Genomic DNA, 23501 nt, shown 5'->3' with positions numbered 1-23501 from the left:
TCCATTCTAACGGCTCGCCGCACCCGCGGCGTTTTTGCCACTCAGGAGTTTACGCATGGCCAGCTACGGCATGAACGACGTCAAGAACGGGATGAAGATCCTGGTCAACAACCAACCGGCCGTCATCATCGACACCGAATACGTCAAGCCGGGCAAGGGCCAGGCCTTCACCCGCGTGAAGTACCGCCTGATCAAGGACGGCCGTACCCAGGAAGTGACCATGAAGTCGACCGACTCGCTGGATGCAGCCGACGTCGTCGATACCGACATGAACTTCATGTACAGCGACGGCGAGTACTGGCACTTCATGGACCCGGAATCCTTCGAGCAGGTCCAGGCCACCAAGGCCGGCATGGGCGGCGCCGAGAAGTGGCTGAAGGGCGAGGAGTCCTGCGTGGTCACCCTGTGGAACGGTGAGCCGATCTTCGTGCAGCCGCCGAACTTCGTCGAGCTGAAGATCACCGAAACCGATCCGGGCGTCCGTGGCGACACCTCGGGCGGCGGCGGCAAGCCGGCCACCCTGGAAACCGGCGCCGTGGTCCGCGTGCCGCTGTTCGTGAACCAGGACGAAGTGATCCGCGTCGACACCCGTTCGGGCGAATACTCCGCACGTGTCAAGTAATCCGGCGCAGCCGGATTACGGTAGTGCCGGCCGCTGGCCGGATACGCGCCATCGCGTTCGCGCTGGCGCTCCCATGATCTGCTTCGGCAGATCATGGGCCCCCGCTTCACGGGTCTCCAGACCCCGCCGCTTCGCGGCAGCCCCTGACTCAGGGGCGTGTCCCCCAGAAGTATCTCGCCGCCCCCCAGCCAGTGAGTCCGCATGAGCGATAGCCCGCACCTCCCCGAAGCCTGCGACCTGCTCATCGAAGCCGGTTACGTCGTTCCGATCGAGCCGCATGCGGTGGTGCTGGAAGACCATGCCGTTGCCGTGCGTGGCAGCGAGATCGTGGCCATCCTGCCGCGTGCCGAGGCGCGCGCACGGTTCCGCGCCACCCAGGTGGTCAGCCGCCCCGAGGCGGCGCTGATGCCGGGCCTGGTCAATGCGCACACGCACAACCCGATGACCCTGCTGCGCGGCGTCGCCGACGACCTGCCGCTGATGACCTGGCTGCAGCAGCACATCTGGCCGGTGGAAGCGGCGGTGATCGGCCCCGAATTCGTCGCCGACGGCACCACCCTGGCCATCGCCGAGATGCTGCGCGGCGGCACCACCTGCGCCAACGAGAACTACTTCTTCGGCGATGTGCAGGCCGCCGTCTACAAGAAGCATGGTTTCCGCGCGCTGGTCGGCGCGGTCATCATCGATTTCCCCACCGCTTGGGCCAAGACCGACGACGAGTACTTCGCCAAGGCCGGTGAACTGCATGACCAGTGGCGCACCGATCCGCTGATCGGCACCGCGTTCGCGCCGCATGCGCCGTATACGGTCAACGATGCCAACTTCGAGCGGGTGCGGATGCTGTCCGACCAGCTCGACATGCAGGTGCACCTGCACACCCACGAGACCGCGCAGGAGATCAACGATTCGATCAGGCTGCACGGCCAGCGCCCGCTGGCGCGGCTGGATCGCCTCGGCCTGGTCAACGACCGCCTGATCGCGGTGCACATGACCCAGCTGACTGATGCGGAAATCCACCTGTGCGCCGAGCGTGGCGTCAGCGTGGTGCATTGCCCGGAATCGAACCTGAAGCTCGCCTCCGGTTTCTGCCCGGCCTGCGCCCTGCAGCGCGCCGGCGTGAACCTGGCGATCGGCACCGACGGCTGCGCCAGCAACAACGACCTGGACATGTTCAGCGAGAACCGCACCGCGGCGATTCTGGCCAAGGCCGTGGCCGATGACGCCACCGCGCTGGACGCGGCGACCACGCTGCGCGCGTCCACCCTGGGCGGTGCCCGCGCGCTGGGCTTCGGCGAGCGCATCGGTTCGATCGAAGTCGGCAAGCAGGCCGACCTGGTCTGCGTCGACCTGTCCGCACTGGAAACCCAGCCGCTGCACAACGTGCTGTCGCAGCTGGTGTACGCCACCGGCCGCCAGCAGGTCAGCGACGTCTGGATCGCCGGCAAGCCGAAGCTGGTGCAGCGCGAGCTGGTCGGCATGGACCTGCCGGGCATCATCGCCAACGCGCGCCAGTGGCGCGAGCGCATCCGTCATATCCGCGCCTGAACCCCGGCGCCGCAAGGACTCCCTCATGACTGCCCCCCACGCTTCCTCCAATTTCGATCAGGCCGAGCTGGACAAGTTCGCCGCGCTGGCCAACCGCTGGTGGGACGCTGACGGCCCGCAGAAGCCGCTGCATGCGCTGAACCCGGTGCGCCTGAAATACGTGGCCGACCGCGTTCCGCTGCGCGGCGCACGCGTACTCGACATCGGTTGCGGTGGCGGCCTGTTGAGCGAAGCGCTGGCCCAGGCCGGCGCCGACGTCACCGCCATCGACCTGGCCCCGGAGCTGGTCAAGGTCGCGCGCCTGCATGCGCTGGAAAGCGGCGCCAAGGTCGATTACCGGGTGCAGGCCGCCGAGGACCTGGCCGCCGAGCAGCCGGGCAGCTTCGATGTGGTGACCTGCATGGAAATGCTGGAGCACGTGCCGGACCCGGGCGCGATCATCGAGGCCTGCAAGCGCCTGCTGAAGCCGGGCGGCCACCTGTTCCTGTCGACCATCAACCGCACCGCTGCCGCCTTCGCAGTGGCGATTGTCGGTGCCGAGTACGTGGCGCGGCTGCTGCCCAAGGGCACGCACCACTACCAGGAATTCATCAAGCCGGCCGAGCTGGCGCGCTGGCTGCGCGAGGCCGATGTGCAGCTGGTGGATGTCAGTGGCATGGCTTACGAGCCGTGGCGCAACCATGCCCGCCTGAGCAGCCGCACCGACATCAACTACCTCGCCTACGCGGTCAAGCCGGCATGACCTCTGCTCGCTTCCCGCGCGCGGTGCTGTTCGATCTGGACGGCACCCTGCTGGACAGCGCGCCGGACTTCGTCGCCACCTGCGATGCGATGCTGGCCGAGCGTGGACGCGCACCGGTCGATCCGGCGCAGCTGCGGCCGGTGGTCTCCAAGGGCTCGCGTGCGATGGTCGGGGCCGCGTTCCCGGACCTGGATGCCGCTGCGCGCGATGCACTGATCCCGGAATTCCTGCAGCGCTATGAAGCGTTGATCGGCCAGCACGCCGTGTTGTTCGATGGCGTGGCGGGCATGCTCGCCGCGCTGGATGAGGCCGGTACGGTGTGGGGCATCGTCACCAACAAACCCGAGTACCTGGCGCGCCTGATCCTGCCGCAGCATGGCTGGCAGCAGCGCTGCGCGGTGCTGGTCGGCGGTGACAGCCTGGCCGAACGCAAGCCGCACCCGCTGCCGCTGCTGCACGCCGCGCAGGCGATTGCCGTTGCCGCCGAAGACTGCGTGTACGTGGGTGACGACGAGCGCGACATCATCGCCGCGCGTGCCGCGGCCATGCCGTCGGTGGCAGCGCTGTGGGGCTACCGCCTGCACAGCGACGACCCGCTGGCCTGGCAGGCCGACGTGCTGGTCGAGAACGCCGAACTTCTGCAACTGGCCAGTCTCTGGCCGACCCGGCCGGCAGCCCCGGCCCAGCCGTAAGGAATCACGTAGTGAGCAGTACCGCGCTGGACAGTTTCCTCGACAAGTGGCGCAGCCGTTGGCCGGAATGGTCGGTGGCCGCCCCGTTCGTGGCCGAATCGCAACGCGAGCTTGCCGTGGCGTGGTTCGCGCTGCTGCAGGAGTTCGACGACATGCTCAATACCGGCGGCGATCCGCTGCCGGCCGATGCCAAGCTGGCATGGTGGGGCGAGGAACTGCGCAGCTGGGCCGGGCATCGTTCGCGCCATCCACTGGGCCGTCTGCTGGAGCCGGTGCGTGCGCCGTGGGCGCAGCTGGCCGAGGCCCTGCCGGATCTGGTTGAAGCGCGCACGGTAGCGCTGGATGCGGCCAGCGCCGAGCGTGCGCTGGCCAACTACGCTGAAGCCGTGGCTGCGGTCGAGGCGGCCTTGTTCGCGGACAAGCCGCGCACCGGTGCCGGTCGCGCGGTGCAGTTGCAGACCCTGGCCCAGCGCCTGCAGGACGCCGGCGTGGCCGGTGTACCGCGCAGCCTGCTGGACGGTGATGCCAGCACGGCTGCACAGCGCTGGGCGCAGCATCTGTTGAAGGGCTGGGGCACGCGCGTGCCCGGCCCGCGACCGCGCCGTGTGTGGTCCAGCCTGGCGCGCGCCCGCGTTGCCGCGCAGGCCGCAGGCAAGCCGATTGAAGCGACCCCGGTGCGCACCTTGTTGCGCGTGTGGTGGGCTGCGCGCGGTTGATCGATCGGCGCTGTTGACTGCTTCTGGTGGGTGCGGACCTTGGTCCGCACGCTCTGTGAGGTTGTGCGACCAAGGTTGGCACCCACCCAAGCGCATTGCGCGCGTTACTTGCGTTCCAGTACCAGCAGCGGATCGATACGGGTATCGAACCAGTTCATGCCCCAGTGCAGGTGCGGGCCGGTGGCACGGCCGGTGGCGCCGACCGCGGCGATCACCTGGCCTTGTTCCACACGGTCGCCAACTTTTACGTCGATGCGCGACAGGTGCAGGAAGTTGGAGCTGACCCCGAAACCGTGGTCGAGCAGCAGCGTACCGCCGGTCAGGTACAGGTCCGGCCCGGCGAAGGTGACGATGCCGGCGGCCGGTGCCTTCACCGGGGTGCCGGTCGGTACCGCGATGTCCATGCCGGAATGACCGGCACCGGGCTGCCCGTTGTACACGCGGGCATTGCCGAAGCGACCGCTGATGCGGCCCTGCACCGGCCAGATGAAGGTCTGGGTGAAGTCGGTGCGGTCGTCATCGCGGGCACGCGCGGCGGTCACCTGCGCCTGTTCGCGCTTGATCCGCTCGGCAATCGCCGGCGGCGGATTGACTGTCTTCGGCGGCACGCCGTTGACCCGCTCGGTGGGCCAGTCGCGCGGCGTCACCGCAATGGTCGCGGTCTCGCTGCCACCATCGGGGCGCTGCACCTGCACGCGCAATGGTCCCTTCTCGTCGCGGCCGATGCCGAACACCACGCTGCCGTAGCCGCTCACCCGCAGCTGGCGACCGGCGTACTGCACGCGGCTGCCGGCGGGCACCTTGCCGATCACCAGTGCGCCCTGCGACGCACTGGCCGGGAACACCACGCGGCTGTCGATCAGGCTGCCGATGCCATCCTGCGCGTGAGCCGACGGTACGCTGAGCAGGGGTGCCGCCAGCAGCAGCGCCCCGGTAAATAGAGCCGCGCGCATCAGCGGTCGTAGGTCATGCGCTGGCCGGCGGGCTCGCCCACCAGTTTGCTGCCGTCCCACACCAGCTGGCCGTTCACCCAGGTGGAGGCCACGCGCGAACGGAAGGTCGTGCCTTCGAACGGCGACCAGCCGCACTTGGACAGCACGTCCTCGCGCTTGACGGTGAACGGCACGTCTTCCACAAGCACCAGGTCGGCGAAGTAGCCTTCGCGCAGGAAGCCGCGTTCTTCCACGTCGAACAACTGTGCCGGCGCGTGGGCGAATTTCTGCACCACCTGTTCGCGGGTCAGCTTGCCTTCGTGCACGCGCTCCAGCGCGGCCACCAGCGCGTACTGCACCAGCGGCAGGCCCGACGGTGCCTGCACGTACGGCTTCTGCTTCTCTTCCCAGGTGTGCGGCGCGTGGTCGGTGGCCAGCACGTCCAGCACGTCGTCGGCCAGCGCAGCGGTGATCGCCTCGCGGTCGGACACTTCCTTGATGGCCGGGTTGCACTTGATCAGGTTGCCCTTGGTCGCATAGTCCGGGCGCGCGAAGTGCAGGAAGTGCACGCAGGTCTCGGCGGTGATCTGCTTGCGGCTGCCGTCGGCGCGGATCAGCGGGCCCTTCTCGAACAGCGCCAGCTCGTCGGCGGTGGAGATGTGCAGCACATGCAGGCGGGTGCCGTGCTTGCGCGCCAGCGACATCGCCAGGCGGGTCGACTTGATGCAGGCCTCGCGCGAACGGATGTCCGGATGCATGTCAGGGGTCAGCGCATCGCCGTACTTTTCCTGGAAGGCCTTCAGGTTGGCATCGATCATCGGCGTGTCTTCGCAGTGCGTGATGATCGGGGTCGGGCATTCGCGGAAGATCGCATCCAGCGTTTCCGGGTTGTCCACCAGCATGTTGCCGGTCGAAGCACCCATGAACACCTTCACGCCCGGGGCCTTCTTCGGATCCAGGGCACGGATCGCGTCGAGGTTGTCATTGCTGGCGCCGTGGTAGAAGCCATAGTTGGCCCAGGCTCGGCCGCGCGCGAGCTCGTACTTGGCTTCCAGGATGGTCGAATCCAGCGTCGGCGGGTTGGTGTTGGGCATGTCCATGAAGCTGGTCAGGCCACCGGCCACGGCCGCGGCCGATTCGCTGGCGATGTCGCCCTTGTGGGTCAGGCCCGGTTCGCGGAAGTGCACCTGGTCATCGATCATGCCGGGCAGCAGCCAGCGTCCGGCCGCATCCACCACCTGCTCGCCGTCGCGCGGCGCCAGCCCGCTGCCGATCTGCGCGATGCGGCCGTTCTCGATGCGCAGGTCGCCGTCGAAGGTGCGGCCTTCGTTGACCATCCGGGCGTTGGTGATGAGGGTGGAGGACATGTCAGTGTTTTCCTGTGCAACGGCAAGAGGGGGCGTTGGGAGACTCGGGCACGGGGTCGAAGCCGCCGGGATGGAACGGGTGGCAGCGACCGAGCCGGCGTGCAGCCAGCCAGCTGCCGCGCAGCGGGCCGTGCCGCGAGATGGCTTCCATCGCGTATTCAGAACAGCTCGGCACGAAACGGCAGCGTGGCCCCAGCAAGGGGCTGATGAAGCGCTTGTAGAAGCGCAGCAGGGCAATGAGCAGGCGCGAGATCACCCAGTCATCTTATGCCAGTTGGCATGAAGGCCGCATTTGTGCAGGATGGGCCGTTGGTCGCATGTCGCCGATGGCCTGCGACCGGTACCAGCACCTGCGGGTGCTGGCCAGGTTCCGTACCGCGCAAGGCGGTCCGTGTTCGTCGGACTGCCTCCAAGGGCGCCTTGACTCCAGGACTGAATGGAGCAGGGTGCCGAGGTTGCTGCTGCGGGTCGGGTAGGCTATAAAGGCCCGCTTTCCCGGGCCCCGGGGAATCCAAGGAAGAGCGTTTCGTGGCTGCTAAAAAAACTGCAAAGAAGGCCGCAACGGCCGCCAAGAAAACCGCCAAGCCTGTTGTGAAGAAGTTGGCGGCAAAGCCCGTTGCCAGGAAACCGGCCAGCAAGCCGGCGACCAAGGCAGCGTCCTCGCAACCGGCGGCCAGGAAGGCCACCGCAAAGAAAACGCCGGTCAAGGCAACCAAGCCGGTGGCGAAGAAGGCTGCTGCGCCCGCCAAGGCCAAGCCTGCCGCTGCCAGCAAGAAGGCGCCGGTGGTGAAGAAGGCCGCCAGCAAGGCCGCGCCGGTGAAGAAGGCTGCCGCCAAGCCAGTGGCGAAGAAGGCAGCAACCAAGCCGGCGCCGAAGGCGGTGGTGAAGAAGGCTGCAGCCAAGCCGGTCGCCAAGCCCGCAGCAAAGAAGGTCGCTGCGGCCAAGCCGGTCGCCACGCCTGCCGCTGTAAAGAAGGTTGCCAAGAATGTTGCCGCGCCGGCCGTAAAGCCGACCCCGGCCCCAGTAGTGAAGTCCGCACCGAAGCCTGCTGCCAAGCCGGCTCCGGCCAAGCCTGTCCCGGCCAAGACCGTGGCAGTGGCAGCAGCCCAACCGGCCTCCAAGCCGGCCCCGGCCGCCGCTCCTGCCGCCTCGAAGGCCCCGCAATCCAAGAATCCCGTGCCCGTTTCGAAATCGCCTGCCAAAACCGCCGTGAAATCCGATTCCGCCCCGAAGACCGTGTCGCGCCCTGTCGGCAAGGTTGCCGTGGCCGTCGCCGCCCGCTCGGCGGCACCGGCCCCGCGCAGCAAGTACAAGGTGGTCGAGTACAAGACCGACGAGGCCACCGGCCGCCCGATCCTGCCGGCTGGCTACAAGCCGTCCTCGGAAGAGGAATACATGAGCCCGCTGCAGCAGGAGTACTTCCGCCAGCGCCTGCAGAACTGGCGCGCGGACCTGGTGGAAGAGTCCAAGCAGACCATCGAGAACCTGCGCGAGGAAGTGCGTGATATCGGCGACGAAGCCGAGCGTGCGACCCGCGAGACCGAGAATTCGCTGGAACTGCGTACCCGCGACCGCTACCGCAAGCTGATCGGCAAGATCGACAGCACCCTCAAGCGCCTGGAAGCAGGCGACTACGGCTACTGCGTCGACACCGGCGAAGAGATCGGCCTGGAGCGCCTGGAGGCGCGCCTGACCGCCGAGCGCACCATCGACGCCCAGGAGCGTTGGGAGCACCTGCAGAAGCAGCAGGGCGACTGATTCCCGCTCGTTGTATGGTCATGCAGAAAACCCGGCCTTGGCCGGGTTTTTTGTTGGGGGATCGTTGGTAAGCGACCGTGGCTGGCACGGGCAGTTGTGGCCGTTGACTTGGGTCCGCCTTGTAGCGAGCCGAGCACCGCAGGGGAATCGGGGGCGAAGAGGCGCCGCTGTTTGAGCGCAGCGAGTTCGGCGCCGTCCCCTGATTCACCGAGGAGCGCAGGGCACCGGTGCGCAGCACCGGCTCGCGGATGGCGGCGCGTTTCTTTGGTTACTTTCTTTGCGCGCGCAAAGAAAGTGACAAACCCATTCATCGAGGGAAAGTGACGTGGCCAGTCAAACGCCCGGCGCCGCCGAACGCGCTCTCCGCAGGGTCACTGCAGATCACGCAAATTCAGTTTCCGCAGCGTCGGGTTCTTCCACGCGGTGATCCCGGCCACGCTCAGCACCGCAAACCCACCCAGCACCACTGCAGGCACCAGCCCCAGCAGACGGGCCATCGTGCCGGCATAGAACGCGCCCAGCTCGTTGGACGAACTGATGAAGATGCCGTTGATCGACGACACCCGTCCGCGCATTTCTTCCGGCGTGGCCAGCTGCAGGATGGTCGAGCGGATCACCACCGAGACGCCATCGAAGGCCCCATAGAACAGCAGGATCAGCGCCGACAGCCAGAAGTGCTGCGACAGGCCGAAGCCGATCACGCACAGGCCGAACCCCGCCACCGCGAACAGCAACACGCGGCCGGCATTGCGGTGCAGCGGGTGGCGGGCCAGCCACAGGCCCACGCACACCGAACCGAGCGCCGGCATCGCGCGCAGGATGCCCAGGCCTTCGGGGCCGTGGTGCAGGATTTCGTGCAGGAAGGCCGGCAGCATCGCCACCACGCCGCCCAGCAGCACCGAGAACATGTCCAGCGCCATCGCGCCGACCATGATCCGGTTGCCGACCACGAATCGCGCGCCTTCGGCGATGCTCTTGAAGATCGGCGCGGCCGGACCGGTGTGCACCGGCTCCTCCACTTTCAGCGTGGCCAGGCAGGCCATCGCCACCAGCGCAAAGGCCGTAGCCACCGCGTAGGACAGGCCCTTGCCGCCGAAGCCAACCAGCACGCCGCCCAGCGCCGGGCCGGCCACCATGCCGGCCTGGAACACCACCGCGCCGAGGCCGGCGCCGCGCGCGAACTGATCGCGGGCCAGCACGCGGGCGAACAGTGCGTTGTAGATGGGCGAAAGAAACGCACGGACCATGCCGGTCAGGGCGATGGCCGCATAGATGGGCCATACGCCCTCGAACGGCAGCCAACCCGTCGCAACGCCGGTCAGCACCAGCGCCGTGGCGATCAGCCCGGAACAGGCGACCATGCCCAGCCGACGGCGCGGCAGGTGGTCGACCAGATAGCCGGCGAACGGCGCCACGCAGAAGAACGGCAGCACCTCGGCCAGGCCGACCAGGCCCAGCGAGAACGGATTGCGGGTGACTTCGTAGATGTGCCAGCCGACGGTGACCGCCACCACCTGGTAGGACAGCATCGCGAAGATGCGGTAGGCCAGCAGCTTGGCGAAACCGGGCCGGGACAGCAGGCCCAGCGCGGTGTCTTCGGCTGTGGCAGGCTCGCTCACGACGGGTCGCGCTGCAGCTGGGCCTGCGCGGTCTCGCGGATGAAGGCCAGCATCGCCGCCACGCCGTTGCTGCGGGTGGGGGAGAGGTGACGGGCCAGGCCGATGTCCTGGATGTAGCTGGGCTCGGTGTCCAGGATTTCCTGTGCCGAGCGCCCGGAGTACACGCGCAGGGCCAGGAAGATCAGGCCGGAAACGATGGCCGAATCACTGATGGCATGGAAGCGCAGCGACTGCGCGTTGCCTTCCGGCACGATCCAGACCATCGACTGGCAGCCGAGCAGGCGGTGCTCTTCGGTCTTCCATTCGTCCGGGAAGGCGGGCAGCTTGCGGCCGAGGTCGATCAGGTACTGGTAGCGCTCGGACCAGTCGCCGAAGAAGCCGAATTCCTCGGCGATGGCGGTCTGGGCCTCGGCGGCGGTAGGTTCAAGCGGGAACGGGGAGTCGGTCACAACAGTCTCTACAGTGGGGGCGTGGCCGGCGGGCCGGCCACGGGGCAGGGCAGGTCAGCCGCGCTTGCGCGACCAGCGCACGCCCTGCGGGGTGTCTTCCAGCACGATGCCTTCGGCGGCCAGCTGGTCGCGGATGGCATCGGAACGGGCGAAATCACGCGCTTTCTTGGCCGCAGCACGCTCGTCGATCAGGCCCTGGATGCGGGCATCGTCGCCGTCATCGCCCGCAGCGGTACCGAACCACTGCGCCGGATCGGCCTGCAGCAGGCCCAGCGCCAGGCCGGCGCCGAGCAGCTCGCCCTTCAGCCGTGCCTGTTCGGCCGGGTCGGTGGCGCGGCGTGCATCGGCGGCGATGCGGGCCACTTCGGCCAGTGCCTGCGGGGTGTTCAGGTCGTCATCCAGGGTCGCCTCGACGCTGGCCGGGATCACCGCGCTGGCTTCGATCGACGCCAGCTCGCGCAGCGTGCCGTACAGGCGGTCCAGGGTGCGCACCGACTGCTCGATCAGGCCATCGGACCAGTCCAGCGGCTGCCGGTAATGGGCCGACAGCAGGGCCAGGCGCAGCGCTTCCGGCGGATGCTGGCGCACCAGGTCGTGTACGCGCTCGATGTTGCCCAGCGACTTGCTCATCTTGGCGCCGCCGAAGTTGAGCATGCCGTTGTGCAGCCAGTAGCGGGCAAAGATCCTGCCGCCATGCGCGCATTCGCTCTGCGCGATCTCGTTCTCGTGGTGCGGGAACTGCAGGTCGACACCGCCGGCATGGATGTCGATGGTCTCGCCCAGATGGGCGGCCGCCATCGCCGAGCATTCGATGTGCCAGCCCGGGCGGCCGCGGCCCCAGGGCGATTCCCAGCCGGGCAGGTCGTCGCTGGACGGCTTCCACAGCACGAAATCGCCCGGATCACGCTTGTAGGGGGCGACATCGACGCGGGCGCCGGCCAGCATCTCTTCCGGATCGCGTCGCGAGAGCTTGCCGTAGCCGTCGAAGCTGGCCACCGCGAACAGCACATGGCCTTCGGCGGCATAGGCATGACCATTGGCGATCAGCTGCTCGATCATGGTGATGATCTGCGGCATGTGCGCAGTCACTTCCGGCTCGATGTCCGGCGGCACCACGCCCAGCGCGGCCATGTCTTCACGGTAGGCGGCGGCGAACCTGTCGGTGATGGTGCTGATCGGCACCCCCTGCTCGCGTGCAGCGGTGTTGATCTTGTCGTCCACGTCGGTGATGTTGCGCGCGTAGCGCAGGCCACCGAAACGCCGCCGCAGCAGATCGGCCAGCACCCCGAACACCACCGGGCCACGGGCGTTGCCGATATGCACGTAGTTGTAGACCGTGGGGCCGCACACATACAGGGTCGGACAGGCCGGATCGAGCGGGGTAAACGGTTCGAGCTGGCGAGTCAGGTTGTTGTGCAGGCGCAGGGTCATGGGGCTGTGGCTGGGGGGCAAGCCTGTGATTTTAGAACGTGTCGGCCCGCTTTGGGGCGCCGATTGCCACCGGTGGACGCCGGCTCCACCCAAGGTGGGGTGGGCAGGAGCGGCGTGGACGGGTAATGTTCAGCCCCTTGCGCTCGTCACTGCCTACACTATTGCCGTGTCCTTGCTCCCGTCGCCACTGAAATCCACCGCGTTGCTGACCCTGGCCTGCCTGTCGGCGACGGCCGCCGTGGCCCAGGCGCAGGAGGCCGAGCCGCGCAACCGGGTGGTGATCGTCGAGAACGTGAAGTTCGACTATGCGCAGGTGCTGAACGTCGAGCCGGTGTTCCAGACCCTGCGCGCGACCCGCACCGAGGAGCATTGCGAGCCGATCTCGACCCGCACCCTGGCCCCGGTCAACGTCACCGGTGAAGAGCCGGTCGAGGACAAGGGCCGGATCAGCCGCTTCTGGGACTCGGTGCGCTCGATGTTCAAGCGCAGCGATGAAGAGGTCTCCGAGGAGACCGCCGCCGAGACGCCTGCCCCGGCACCGGCCAACAACGGCCCGATGCTGACCCGCGACTGCCGCATCGTGCCGGTCGGGCGTGAATTCCGCCGGCCGATCGCCTATGACGTGGATTACGTCTACAAGGGCACCAAGTACCGGTCGCGCCTGCCGGAAGACCCCGGCAACCGGCTGAAGATCCGGGTTTCGATCACCCCCTGGGTCGGCCCCGAGCAGGGCGCCGCCGGTAATCCCTGATTCTGCGACCCCGGCCCCTTGCGTCGGCCCCGGCCGCATGCAAAGATTGGCGGCCATGAAGCTCACCGACTTCCAGCACGACAGCAGCGCAGCCCGGCAGGCGTCGGGCATGACCTCGCGTGCGCGTCGACCGGAACCCCACATCCTCGCTGGGTAACCGGAGCTTTCTGCTGTTCGTCCGAAAAAAACCCAGCCCGCCGGCTGGGTTTTTTCGTTTCCGCGCTTCAAAAATGCATGTGCTGAAAGCTGCAACTGCAACCTTTTCGATCCACCTTTGCTTCCTGCTTTTCCCTTCCACCGCGTCGAACCCGGCGCCGCCACGCAAGGAAAGATGATGTCCCCCAAGCACTTCCTGAACACCCAGGACTGGAGCCGCAGCGATCTTGACGCGCTGCTGACCCAGGCCGCGCTGTTCAAGCGCAACAAGCTCGGCGACCAGCTCAAGGGCAAGTCGATCGCGCTGGTGTTCTTCAACCCCTCCATGCGCACCCGCACCAGCTTCGAACTGGGCGCGTTCCAGCTCGGCGCCCACGCGGTGGTGCTGCAGCCGGGCAAGGATGCGTGGCCGATCGAGTTCAACCTCGGCACGGTGATGGACGGCGATACCGAGGAGCACATTGCGGAAGTGGCCAAGGTGCTGGGCCGTTACTGCGACATCATCGCCGTGCGTGCGTTCCCCAAGTTCATCGACTGGGCCTACGATCGCCAGGACATCGTCCTCAACAGCTTCGCCAAGTATTCGCCGGTGCCGGTCATCAACATGGAGACCATCACCCACCCGTGCCAGGAGCTGGCCCACGTCATGGCCCTGCAGGAGCACTTCGGCACCCAGGACCTGCGTGGCAAGAAGTACGTGCTGACCTGGACCTACCACCCCAAGCCGCTGAACACGGCCGTGGCCAACTCGGCACTGACCATCGCCACCCGCATGGGCATGGACGTGACCCTGCTGTGCCCGACCGCCGACTACATCCTCGACGATCGCTACATGGGCTGGGCCGAGCAGAACGTGGCCGAGAGCGGCGGTTCGCTGAAGATCAGCCATGACATCGACAGCGCCTACGCCGGCGCCGACGTGGTCTACGCCAAGAGCTGGGGCGCGCTGCCGTTCTTCGGCAACTGGGAGCCGGAGAAGCCGATCCGCGACCAGTTCAAGCACTTCATCGTGGACGAGCGGAAGATGGCACTGACCAACAACGGTGTGTTCAGCCACTGCCTGCCGCTGCGCCGGAACGTGAAGGCCACCGACGCGGTGATGGATTCGCCGCAGTGCATCGCCATCAACGAAGCCGAGAACCGCCTGCACGTGCAGAAGGCGATCATGGCGGCGGTTGCCGGGCGCTAGATCGAACAAGGGGTAGCGCCGACCGTTGGTCGGCTGCTCCCGCAGCGGCGCATCCAACATTCCAGCCGACCAACGGTCGGCTCTACCGAATTCCCATCCCCCAAGTGGACCTGACTCCCATGAGCAACAAAGACGTCGTTCTCGCCTTCTCCGGCGGCCTGGATACCAGCTTCTGCGTGCCGTACCTGCAGGAGCGCGGCTACAACGTGCACACCGTGTTCGCCGACACCGGCGGCGTGGATGATGAAGAGCGCGATTTCATCGAAAAGCGCGCCGCCGAACTGGGCGTGACCAGCCACGTCACCGTCAACGGTGGCCCGGCCATCTGGGAAGGCTTCGTCAAGCCGTTCGTGTGGGCCGGCGAAGGCTACCAGGGCCAGTACCCGCTGCTGGTCTCGGACCGCTACCTGATCGTCGATGCCGCGCTGAAGCGTGCCGCCGAACTGGGCACCAACATCATCGCCCACGGCTGCACCGGCATGGGCAACGACCAGGTCCGCTTCGACCTGGCCGTGAAGGCGCTGGGTGACTACCAGATCATCGCGCCGATCCGCGAGATCCAGAAGGAACACACCCAGACCCGCGCCTACGAGCAGAAGTACCTGGAAGAGCGCGGCTTCGGCGTGCGCGCCAAGCAGCAGGCCTACACCATCAACGAGAACCTGCTGGGCCTGACCATGTCCGGCGGCGAGATCGACCGTTGGGAAGCCCCGGGCGAGGGCGCTCGTGGCTGGTGCGCACCGCGCAGCGAGTGGCCGGAGCAGGCGCTGACCGTCACCCTGAAGTTCGTTGAAGGCGAAGCCGTTGAACTGAACGGCAAGGCGCTGCCGGGCGACCAGATCCTGGCCCAGCTCAACAAGCTGTTCGCCCCGTATGGTGTCGGTCGCGGCGTGTACACCGGCGACACCGTGATCGGCCTGAAGGGCCGCATCGTGTTCGAGGCCCCGGGCCTGGTCTCGCTGCTGGCCGCACACCGCGCGCTGGAAGATGCGGTGCTGACCAAGCAGCAGAACCGCTTCAAGCCGGACGTGGCGCGCAAGTGGGTGGAGCTGGTGTACGAAGGCTTCTACCACGACCCGCTGAAGACCGACATCGAAGCCTTCCTGAAGTCCTCGCAGGCCAAGGTGAACGGTGAAGTGGTGCTGGAAACCCGCGGTGGCCGCGTCGATGGAGTGGCGGTGAAGTCGCCGCACCTGCTCAACACCAAGGGTGCCACTTACGCGCAGTCGGCCGACTGGGGCGTGGAAGAGGCCGAAGGCTTCATCAAGCTGTTCGGGATGAGCTCCACTGTCTATGCGCAGGTCAATCGTGGTTGACCTGTGACGGGGTGCCGGCCGCTGGCCGGCGCCTCGCAACGTCGATGGAGGGTAGTGCCGGCCGCTGGCCGGCTCGTGGCACGGCTGGATCATTGCGGAGCCGGCCAGCGGCCGGCACTACCGATTTCGAACCCTACGGATATTCAGACACATGCTTGAACAGACGCTCGATCACCTGCAGGCCCTGGTGTCTTTCGACACCCGCAACCCGCCGCGTGCGATCACCACCGGTGGCATCTTCGATTACCTGCGCGCGAACCTGCCCGGCTTCAACGTCGAGGTGATCGACCATGGCGCGGGCGCGGTCAGCCTGTACGCCGTGCGTGGTACGCCGAAGTACCTGTTCAACGTGCACCTGGATACGGTGCCGGACTCGCCGCACTGGAGTGCGGACCCGCATGTGATGCGGCGCCTGGACGACCGCGTGGTCGGCCTGGGCGTGTGTGATATCAAGGGCGCGGCCGCTGCACTGGTGGCTGCGGCCAATGCCAGCGATGGTGATGCCGCGTTCCTGTTCTCCAGCGATGAAGAAGCCAACGATCCGCGCTGCATCGCCGCGTTCCTGGCCCGCGGCATTCCGTACGAAGCGGTGCTGGTGGCCGAGCCGACCATGAGCGAAGCGGTGCTGGCGCATCGCGGCATCAGCTCCGTGCTGATGCAGTTCGCCGGTCGTGCAGGGCACGCCTCGGGCAAGCAGGATGCGGCTGCCAGCGCGCTGCACCAGGCGATGCGCTGGGGCAACCGCGCGCTGGACCATGTGGAATCGCTGGCTTCGGCGCGCTTCGGTGGGCTGACGGGCCTGCGCTTCAACATCGGCCGCGTCGAAGGCGGGATCAAGGCCAACATGATCGCGCCCGCTGCCGAAGTGCGCTTCGGCTTCCGGCCGCTGCCGTCGATGAACATCGACGCGTTGCTGGCCACCTTCGCCGGTTTCGCCGAGCCGGAAGCGGCGGTATTCACCGAAACCTTCCGTGGCCCCAGCCTGCCGGCCGGCGACATCGCCGAAGCCGAGAACCGCCGCCTGCTGGCACGTGACGTGGCCGATGCGCTGGAACTGCCGATCGGCAACGCGGTGGACTTCTGGACCGAGGCCTCGCTGTTCTCGGCCGGTGGTTACACCACGCTGGTGTTCGGCCCGGGTGACATCGCCCAGGCCCACACCGCCGATGAGTTCGTGACGCTGGAGCAGTTGCAGCGCTACACCGACGCCGTGCACCGCATCATCGCCGCCGGCGCCTGATTCTTCCCTTTCCGACGAAACCGAAATGTCTCCTGCCCTCCAGCCCCATCGCCAGACCCGCCAGACCATCGTGCGCCTGCTTTCCAGCATGGCCAGCGCGAAGGAGATCAGCCAGTACCTCAAGCGCTTCTCGCAGCTGGATGCCAAGCGCTTCGCCGTGGTCAAGGTCGGCGGCGCGGTGCTGCGCGACGACCTCGACGCGCTGACCTCTTCGCTGTCGTTCCTGCAGGAAGTCGGGCTGACCCCGATCGTGCTGCACGGCGCCGGCCCGCAGCTGGATGCCGAACTGTCGGCCGCCGGCATCGAGAAGCAGACCGTGAACGGCCTGCGCGTGACCTCGCCGGAAGCGCTGGCGATCGTGCGCCGGGTGTTCCAGCAGTCCAACCTGCGGCTGGTCGAGGCGCTGCAGCAGAACGGCGCGCGCGCCACCTCGATCACCGGCGGCGTGTTCGAAGCCGAGTACCTGGATGTGGATACCTACGGCCTGGTCGGCGAGGTGAAGAAGGTCAACCTGGCACCGATCGAGGCCAGCCTGCGCGCCGGCTCGATCCCGGTCATTACCAGCCTGGGCGAGACCGCCGGCGGCCAGATCCTCAACGTCAACGCCGACTTCGCCGCCAACGAGCTGGTACAGGAACTGCAGCCGTACAAGATCATCTTCCTGACCGGCACGGGCGGCCTGCTGGACGAGGCGGGCAACGTGATCGATTCGATCAACCTGTCCACCGAGTACGACCACCTGATCGCGCAGCCGTGGATCCACGGCGGCATGAAGGTGAAGATCGAACAGATCAAGGATCTGCTCGACCGCCTGCCGCTGGAATCGTCGGTGTCGATCACGCGCCCGGCCGACCTGGCCAAGGAACTGTTCACCCACAAGGGTTCGGGCACGCTGGTGCGCAAGGGTGAAAAGGTGCTGCGCGCCACCGCCTGGAACGAACTGGACCTGCCGCGCCTGAAGGGCCTGATCGAATCCAGCTTCGGCCGCGCGCTGGTGCCGGACTATTTCGAGAAGACCAAGCTGTTGCGTGCCTACGTCAGCGAGAACTACCGCACCGCGGTCATCCTCACCGACGAGGCAGAGGGCGTGTACCTGGACAAGTTCGCCGTGCTCGACGACGCGCAGGGCGAGGGCCTGGGCCGTGCGGTCTGGAACGTGATGCTGGAGGAGACGCCGCAGCTGTTCTGGCGCTCGCGCCATGGCAACCCGATCAATCACTTCTACTACGCCGAATCCGACGGCTGCTACAAGCAGGACCACTGGAAGGTATTCTGGTTCGGTGCCGATGGCATCGACCGGATCAAGACCTATGTCGATCATTGCGCGCAGCGCACCCCGAGCCTGCAGGGCTGAGCAATGAGCAACCTCGATGCCTGGAACACGGTTCCCACCCTGCGCGGCCAGCACGTAACCCTGCAGCCGCTGCAGATGGAACACGTGCCCGGCCTGCGCGATGCGCTTGAAGGCAGCGGCCTGGACCAGCTCTGGTACACCCAGGTGCCGTCGCCGGAACAGGCCGAGACCTATGTGCGGGCCGCGCTGCAGGCGCAGAGCGAAGGCAAGGTGCTGCCGTTCGTGATCCGTGATGCGGCTGGCGGAATCGTTGGCAGTACCCGTTTCTATGACATGGATGCCGGTGTGCCGAAACTCAGCCTCGGCTACACCTGGTATGCGCCGCGCGTGCAGCGCACCGGTGCCAACACCGAAGCCAAGCTGTTGCTGCTGCAGCACGCCTTCGAAACGCTGGGCTGCATCAGCGTGGTGCTGGAAACCAGCTGGTTCAACGCCACCTCGCGCACTGCCATCGCCCGCCTCGGCGCCAAGCAGGATGGCGTGCTGCGCAACCACAAGCGGCATGCCGACGGCACGCCGCGCGACACCGTCATCTTCTCCATCATCGACGCGGAATGGCAGGGCGTGAAGCGCCACCTGCAGTACCGCCTGGACAGCCACGCATGAACGATTCGACCTTTACCCTTGGCATCGTCGGTGCCCGCGGCCATACCGGCGCCGAGCTGATCAAGCTGGTGGCCGCCCATCCGCGGCTGGAACTGGCTTTCGTCTCCTCGCGCGAGCGCGCCGGGCAGCGCCTGTCCGACCATCACCCGGAATTCCAGGGCGATCTGCAGTACGAGAACCTGGACGCCGACGCGGTGGCGGCCAAGGGTGTGGACGCAGTGATCCTGGCCCTGCCCAATGGCCTGGCCGCACCGTTCGTGGCTGCGCTGGAAGCGGCGAAGCCGGACACCGTCATCGTCGATCTCTCGGCCGACTATCGCTTCGACAACAGCTGGTACTACGGCCTGCCGGAGCTGACCCGCGGCCGCTGCAACGGCCAGAAGCACATCAGCAACCCGGGCTGCTATGCCACGGCGATGCAGCTGGCGGTGCATCCGCTGCTGGACCTGCTGGCCGGTCCGCCGCAGTGCTTCGGTGTCTCCGGCTACTCCGGCGCCGGTACCACGCCGTCGGACAAGAACAACGTCGAACTGCTGGCCGACAACCTGATGCCCTACGCGCTGACCAACCACGTGCACGAGCGGGAGGTGTCGGTGCAGCTGGGCGTGGCTGTTGAATTCATGCCACATGTCGCGCCGCATTTCCGGGGCATCACGCTTACCGCCAACCTGTGGCTGAACCGCGTGCAGACCCGCGAACAGATCGTCGAGCGCTTCCAGCAGGCCTATGCCGGCGAACCCCTGATCGACGTGGTGGATGAAGCGCCGTGGGTCAGTCGCATCGCCGGCCGCCACGGTGCCCAGGTCGGTGGCTTCACCCTGGCCCCGGGCGGCAAGCGGGTCGTCGTGGTGGCGACCCTGGACAACCTGCTCAAGGGCGCGGCCACCCAGGCCATGCAGAACCTCAACCTCGCGCTGGGCATCGACGAACTGATGTCCATCCCGCACTGAACACGCCTTCCGGAGCCCCCATGGCAGACCTTCTTTGGCAGAAGCCCGGCGTCGCTGTCGACGCCCAGATCCAGACCTTCCTCGCCGGCGACGACGTGATCCTCGACCGCGAGTTCTTCCTGCATGACATCGCCGCCAGCGCCGCACATGCACAAGGCCTGCAGCACATCGGCATCCTCAGTGCCGACGAGCTGGACGGCCTGCTGCGCGAACTGGAGGTGCTGGCGCAGGACTTCCGCGAAGGCCGCTTCGTGCTCGATACCCAGTATGAGGATGGCCACTCGGCGATCGAAGCCCGCCTGACCGGACGCCTCGGCGATGCCGGCCGCAAGATCCACACCGGCCGCAGCCGCAACGACCAGATCCTGGTCGCCACCCGCCTGTGGCTGAAGGAGAAGCTGCAGCGCGTGGCACAGCTCAGCGCCGAAGTGGCCAAGGTCGCGCTGGACCGCGCACAGGCCGAGAAGGACCTGCCGATTCCCGGCTACACCCACATCCAGCGCGCCGTAGTGTCCTCGGCCGGCATGTGGTGGGCGGGCTGGGCCGAGGCCTTCATCGACAATGCCATCCGCGCGCGTGACACCCATGCGCTGGTCGATGCCAATCCGCTCGGCACGGCTGCCGGCTACGGCGTGAACCTGCCGCTGGACCGCGAACACACCACGGCCGCGCTCGGTTTCGCGCGCATGCAGATCTCGCCGATCTACGCACAGCTGTCGCGCGGCAAGTTCGAGCTGGCCGCGCTGGAAGCGCTCGGTGGTGCCACGCTGGACCTGCGCCGCATCGCCTGGGACCTGTCGCTGTTCACCAGCGCCGAGTTCGGCTTCGTCGCGCTGCCGGCGCAGTACACCACCGGCAGTTCGATCATGCCCAACAAGCGCAACCCGGACGTGATCGAGCTGATGCGTGCGACCCACGCCAGCGTCGCCGCAGCGCGCACCGAGATCGAGCAGCTGCTGTCGCTGCCGTCGGGCTACCACCGCGACCTGCAGTCGTCCAAGGGTGCCATCTTCCACGGCTTCGGCCGTGGCCTGGCCGCGCTGGAGCTGCTGCCGGCGCTGCTGGCCAACCTGGAATGGCGTCACGACAAGCTGCGTGCGGCCATCGATTCGGGCATGTATGCCACCGACGTGGCGGTGGAAGCGGCCGTGGCCGGCGTGCCGTTCCGTGAGGCCTACAAGGCCGCTGCGGCCGGTGCCGACAGTGCAGGGCAGGGGCGTACCCCGGAAGGCAGCCTCGCCGCGCGCGTGTCGCCGGGTTCGGCCGCCGACCTGCGCCTGGACGAACTGCGCGCGCGCTGGCAGGCGCTGTCCTGATGGCGGGCACTGTCTACCTGGTGATGGCGATGCGCCGGCCGGACTTCAACGATGCAGCGGTGCAGCCGCACCGCGATTTCCTCGATGCGTTGCAGGCGCAGGGCAAGCTGCAGCTGACTGGTGGTTTCGCCGACGGCAGTGGTGGCGCCTATGTGCTGTGCAACGTGGACAGCCTGGCGCAGGCGCAGGCCATCGTCGCCACCGATCCGCTGGTGACGATGCAGGCCTCCGAGCTGACCGTGCACGAATGGAACACCCGCTGAGACACTGACCGATGATCCAGCACGCTGCCAACGTCGCCTCGCCGTTCCCCGAACAAGCGCTGCCGCCATGGCGGCGTGCGGTGCTGAAGGTCGGCAGCAGCCTGCTGGCAGCCGATGGCGGCGGCCTGTCACCACGCCACGCGCTGGGCCTGGCGCAGTTCGTCTCGGCCAATGTCCTGGCCGGGCGCGAGGTGGTGATCGTGTCTTCCGGCGCGGTCGCTGCCGGGCGCGCGATCCTGCCGCGGGCCGATGAACCTGGCGCGGCGATGGCGGCGCGGCAGGCGCTGGCTGCGCTCGGCCAGGCCCAGCTGATCGGGCTCTGGCAGCGCTTCTTCGAGCGCCCGGTGGCGCAGGTGCTGCTGACCCATGACGACCTGCGCAACCGCCGCCGCTACCTCAACGCCCGCGCCACGCTCAACGAACTGCTGCGGCTGGGCGCGTTGCCGGTGGTCAACGAGAACGACACCGTGTCGGTGGACGAGCTCAAGCTTGGCGACAACGACAACCTGGCGGCGACGGTGGCGGCGTTGGTCGATGCCGATGCGCTGTTCATCGCCACCGATATCGACGGACTGTACAGCGCCGACCCGCGCACCGTGGCCGACGCGCGGCCGCTGCACGACGTGCCGGAACTGAGTGACGAGGTGCTGGCGATGGCCGGCGGCGCCGGCTCGCGCGCCGGTACCGGCGGCATGCGGACCAAGCTGGAAGCGGCAGCGAAGGCGGGTCGTCTCGGCATCGAAACCTATCTGTTCAATGGCCGCAGCGGTGACGTGGTACGCGCGCTGGCCCAGGACCGCCTGTTCGGTACCCGTATCCACGCCGCGCGCAGCCGTGAGGCGGCCCGCAAGCACTGGCTGCGGCACGCGCCGCTGGTCGAGGGTGCGATCGTGATCGATGCCGGCGCTGCGCAGGCGATGCGCGAGAAGGGCGCCTCGCTGCTGCCCGGCGGCATCACCGGCGCGGAGGGCATGTTCCGCCGTGGCGACATGGTGCAGGTGTGCTGGAACGCGCCACAGGGCCGCGTCTGCGTGGCGCGCGGTGTCAGCCAGTACGCGGCCGATGATGTGCGCCGGATCGCCGGCCGCCATTCGCGCGACATCGAGGCCGTGCTGGGCTACAACTACGGTGGCAGTGTCGTCCATCGCGACGATCTGGTGCTGCCATGACCGGTTTGAAGGACTCCCCGATGAGCGAAATCGAAGCGCAGGCGCGTGCCTGCCGTGACGCGGCCCAGATCGTTGCCGGCCTCGACAGTGCGGCGCGCCGCACGCTGCTGCTGGCGATGGCCCAGGCGCTGGAAGTGAATGCCGGGCTGATCCTGGCCGGTAATGCGCGCGACCTTGCCGCTGCGCGCGAGAAAGGCATTGGCAGTGCCATGCTCGACCGCCTGGCGCTGGACCCGGCACGCCTGTTCGCGATGGCCGAAGCCGTGCGTGAGGTCGCCGCGCTGCCCGATCCCGTCGGCCAGATCACCCGCGACGATGTGCGTCCAAACGGCATCCGCGTGCAGAAGGTGCGCGTGCCGCTGGGCGTGATCGCGATGATCTACGAGGCGCGCCCGAACGTGACCGCCGAAGCGGCTGCGCTGTGCCTGAAGGCCGGCAATGGCGTGATCCTGCGCGGTGGTTCCGAAGCGATCCACTCCAACACCGCCATCGCCCGGGCGCTGGCCGGCGCCCTGCAGGCCAATGGCGTACCGGCGGCGGCAGTGACCGTGCTGACCGACCTGCGCCGCGAAGCAATGCTGGAGCTGCTGCAGCTGCATGAACTGATCGATCTGGCGATTCCGCGCGGCGGCGAAGGCCTGATCCGCTTCGTTGCCGAGCATGCGCGGGTGCCGGTGATCAAGCACTACAAGGGTGTCTGCCACCTGTTCGTGGATGCCAGCGCCGACCTCGGCAAAGCCATCGACCTTCTGGTGGACGGCAAGTGCAGCCGTCCGTCGGCCTGCAACTCGCTGGAAACCCTGCTGGTGCATCGTGATGTGGCCGAAGCCTTCCTGCCGCGCGTGGCGCAGGCGCTAGGTGAGCGTGGCGTGGAGCTGCGCGCCGACACGAACGCGCAGCCGCTGCTGCCGGGCAGCACCGCCGCCAGCGAAGACGACTACGCTGCCGAGTTCCTCGACCTGGTGCTGGCCGTGCGGGTGGTCGACGACCTCGATGCGGCCATCGCGCATATCCGTGCCTATACCTCCGACCATACCGAAGTGATCGTCACCGAAGACGCCGGCCATGCCGAGCGCTTCGTCAACGCACTGCGCTCGGCGGTGGTGATGGTCAATGCCTCGTCGCGCTTCTCCGACGGTGGACAGCTGGGCCTGGGCAGCGAGATCGGCATTTCCACCACGCGCCTGCATGCGTACGGCCCAATGGGCCTGGAAGCACTCACCGTCGAACGATTCGTCGTGCGCGGTGAAGGGCAGACGCGCAAGTAGATCCACGCGATGCGCGGATGCCCTTCGCGGTAGACCCCGGTGCCGACCAA

The 23501-nt window shown here is 67.4% G+C and carries 23 protein-coding genes; 17 read left to right on the top strand and 6 right to left on the bottom strand.

The features are described 5' to 3' along the window. Nucleotides 1-55: 55 nt before the first annotated feature. The 5 genes from efp (at nucleotide 56) to AC5P5R_RS07020 (ending at nucleotide 4317) form a co-directional block, all read left to right on the top strand. Nucleotides 56-622, top strand: a complete 567-nt coding sequence (efp, locus tag AC5P5R_RS07040; protein WP_005410381.1) for an elongation factor P — start codon at nucleotides 56-58, stop codon at nucleotides 620-622. A gap of 201 nt (nucleotides 623-823) precedes the next feature. Continuing rightward, complete coding sequence (locus AC5P5R_RS07035; RefSeq protein WP_049397343.1) at nucleotides 824-2167, top strand: TRZ/ATZ family hydrolase; 1344 nt, start codon at nucleotides 824-826, stop codon at nucleotides 2165-2167. 25 nt (nucleotides 2168-2192) lie between these two features. Next, nucleotides 2193-2909 carry a bifunctional 2-polyprenyl-6-hydroxyphenol methylase/3-demethylubiquinol 3-O-methyltransferase UbiG gene (gene ubiG, locus AC5P5R_RS07030; protein ID WP_087923129.1) on the top strand — a complete coding sequence of 239 codons (717 nt, stop codon included), beginning with the start codon at nucleotides 2193-2195 and terminating at the stop codon, nucleotides 2907-2909. Further along, entirely contained in the window at nucleotides 2906-3601 is a 696-nt protein-coding gene (locus tag AC5P5R_RS07025; protein ID WP_100438763.1) for a phosphoglycolate phosphatase, read from the top strand. Before ubiG ends, AC5P5R_RS07025 begins: the two co-directional genes overlap by 4 nt. An 11-nt stretch (nucleotides 3602-3612) precedes the next feature. Further along, nucleotides 3613-4317 (top strand): squalene/phytoene synthase family protein, encoded by a 705-nt coding sequence (locus AC5P5R_RS07020; RefSeq protein ID WP_012480837.1) that lies wholly within the window; start codon nucleotides 3613-3615, stop codon nucleotides 4315-4317. Nucleotides 4318-4421: 104 nt separating this feature from the next. Here the strand turns inward: AC5P5R_RS07020 and AC5P5R_RS07015 are convergent, their stop codons facing one another. Genes AC5P5R_RS07015 through yidD form a run of 3 tightly spaced genes read right to left on the bottom strand, consistent with a single transcriptional unit; the run spans nucleotide 4422 to nucleotide 6872 of the window. Further along, nucleotides 4422-5270 carry a M23 family metallopeptidase gene (locus tag AC5P5R_RS07015; protein ID WP_012480836.1) on the bottom strand — a complete coding sequence of 283 codons (849 nt, stop codon included), beginning with the start codon at nucleotides 5268-5270 and terminating at the stop codon, nucleotides 4422-4424. Further along, nucleotides 5270-6616: a dihydroorotase gene (locus AC5P5R_RS07010; RefSeq protein WP_099490348.1), complete on the bottom strand. Its 1347-nt coding sequence runs from the start codon at nucleotides 6614-6616 to the stop codon at nucleotides 5270-5272. The genes AC5P5R_RS07015 and AC5P5R_RS07010 overlap by 1 nt, the downstream gene beginning before the upstream one ends. 1 nt (nucleotide 6617) lies before the next feature. Next, nucleotides 6618-6872 carry a membrane protein insertion efficiency factor YidD gene (yidD, locus tag AC5P5R_RS07005; protein ID WP_005414016.1) on the bottom strand — a complete coding sequence of 85 codons (255 nt, stop codon included), beginning with the start codon at nucleotides 6870-6872 and terminating at the stop codon, nucleotides 6618-6620. A gap of 272 nt (nucleotides 6873-7144) precedes the next feature. Here yidD and dksA point away from each other — a divergent pair, with 272 nt between their 5' ends. After that, a complete protein-coding gene (gene dksA, locus AC5P5R_RS07000) occupies nucleotides 7145-8374 on the top strand; it encodes an RNA polymerase-binding protein DksA (protein WP_005410374.1) in 1230 nt (409 codons plus the stop codon). Between the two features lie 371 nt (nucleotides 8375-8745). Here dksA and AC5P5R_RS06995 read toward each other — a convergent pair whose 3' ends face one another. From AC5P5R_RS06995 to cysS, 3 genes are read right to left on the bottom strand one after another with little or no spacing between them, the layout of a single operon-like run. Next, nucleotides 8746-9993 (bottom strand): MFS transporter, encoded by a 1248-nt coding sequence (locus AC5P5R_RS06995; RefSeq protein WP_005414014.1) that lies wholly within the window; start codon nucleotides 9991-9993, stop codon nucleotides 8746-8748. Beyond that, complete coding sequence (locus tag AC5P5R_RS06990) at nucleotides 9990-10442, bottom strand: SufE family protein (RefSeq protein ID WP_005410372.1); 453 nt, start codon at nucleotides 10440-10442, stop codon at nucleotides 9990-9992. Before AC5P5R_RS06990 ends, AC5P5R_RS06995 begins: the two co-directional genes overlap by 4 nt. Nucleotides 10443-10496: 54 nt before the next feature. Then, the gene (gene cysS, locus AC5P5R_RS06985) at nucleotides 10497-11873 is read right to left on the bottom strand and encodes a cysteine--tRNA ligase (protein ID WP_005410371.1); all 1377 of its coding nucleotides are present in this window, start codon (nucleotides 11871-11873) and stop codon (nucleotides 10497-10499) included. Between the two features lie 187 nt (nucleotides 11874-12060). On the opposite strand from cysS, the gene AC5P5R_RS06980 reads away from it, so the two are divergent. The 11 genes from AC5P5R_RS06980 (at nucleotide 12061) to AC5P5R_RS06930 (ending at nucleotide 23451) form a co-directional block, all read left to right on the top strand. Further along, nucleotides 12061-12624 (top strand): glycine zipper 2TM domain-containing protein, encoded by a 564-nt coding sequence (locus AC5P5R_RS06980; RefSeq protein WP_024958440.1) that lies wholly within the window; start codon nucleotides 12061-12063, stop codon nucleotides 12622-12624. A gap of 334 nt (nucleotides 12625-12958) precedes the next feature. Next, complete coding sequence (locus AC5P5R_RS06975) at nucleotides 12959-13969, top strand: N-acetylornithine carbamoyltransferase (protein WP_005410369.1); 1011 nt, start codon at nucleotides 12959-12961, stop codon at nucleotides 13967-13969. Between the two features lie 119 nt (nucleotides 13970-14088). Further along, on the top strand, nucleotides 14089-15285 hold the full coding sequence (locus tag AC5P5R_RS06970) for an argininosuccinate synthase (protein ID WP_100438762.1): 1197 nt from the start codon (nucleotides 14089-14091) through the stop codon (nucleotides 15283-15285). Nucleotides 15286-15436: 151 nt separating this feature from the next. Then, the gene (locus tag AC5P5R_RS06965) at nucleotides 15437-16525 is read left to right on the top strand and encodes an acetylornithine deacetylase (RefSeq protein WP_005410367.1); all 1089 of its coding nucleotides are present in this window, start codon (nucleotides 15437-15439) and stop codon (nucleotides 16523-16525) included. A gap of 25 nt (nucleotides 16526-16550) precedes the next feature. Continuing rightward, complete coding sequence (locus AC5P5R_RS06960; RefSeq protein WP_005410366.1) at nucleotides 16551-17879, top strand: acetylglutamate kinase; 1329 nt, start codon at nucleotides 16551-16553, stop codon at nucleotides 17877-17879. A 3-nt stretch (nucleotides 17880-17882) separates the two neighbouring features. Beyond that, nucleotides 17883-18485 (top strand): GNAT family N-acetyltransferase, encoded by a 603-nt coding sequence (locus AC5P5R_RS06955; protein ID WP_049418141.1) that lies wholly within the window; start codon nucleotides 17883-17885, stop codon nucleotides 18483-18485. Continuing rightward, nucleotides 18482-19435 (top strand): N-acetyl-gamma-glutamyl-phosphate reductase, encoded by a 954-nt coding sequence (argC, locus tag AC5P5R_RS06950; RefSeq protein WP_100438761.1) that lies wholly within the window; start codon nucleotides 18482-18484, stop codon nucleotides 19433-19435. Before AC5P5R_RS06955 ends, argC begins: the two co-directional genes overlap by 4 nt. 20 nt (nucleotides 19436-19455) lie before the next feature. After that, nucleotides 19456-20751 carry an argininosuccinate lyase gene (gene argH / locus AC5P5R_RS06945; protein WP_100438760.1) on the top strand — a complete coding sequence of 432 codons (1296 nt, stop codon included), beginning with the start codon at nucleotides 19456-19458 and terminating at the stop codon, nucleotides 20749-20751. Then, nucleotides 20751-21014 (top strand): YciI family protein, encoded by a 264-nt coding sequence (locus AC5P5R_RS06940; protein WP_005414003.1) that lies wholly within the window; start codon nucleotides 20751-20753, stop codon nucleotides 21012-21014. Before argH ends, AC5P5R_RS06940 begins: the two co-directional genes overlap by 1 nt. Nucleotides 21015-21025: 11 nt before the next feature. Next, the gene (gene proB / locus AC5P5R_RS06935) at nucleotides 21026-22183 is read left to right on the top strand and encodes a glutamate 5-kinase (protein ID WP_024958393.1); all 1158 of its coding nucleotides are present in this window, start codon (nucleotides 21026-21028) and stop codon (nucleotides 22181-22183) included. Continuing rightward, nucleotides 22180-23451, top strand: a complete 1272-nt coding sequence (locus AC5P5R_RS06930; RefSeq protein ID WP_099497580.1) for a glutamate-5-semialdehyde dehydrogenase — start codon at nucleotides 22180-22182, stop codon at nucleotides 23449-23451. The genes proB and AC5P5R_RS06930 overlap by 4 nt, the downstream gene beginning before the upstream one ends. The last annotated feature ends 50 nt before the right edge of the window (nucleotides 23452-23501 follow it).

The organism is Stenotrophomonas sp. YJH_SMC_19 (assembly GCF_059367915.1).
Note: the sequence above shows the minus strand (reverse complement) of the source record. Positions and strands in the feature narration are given on the sequence as shown.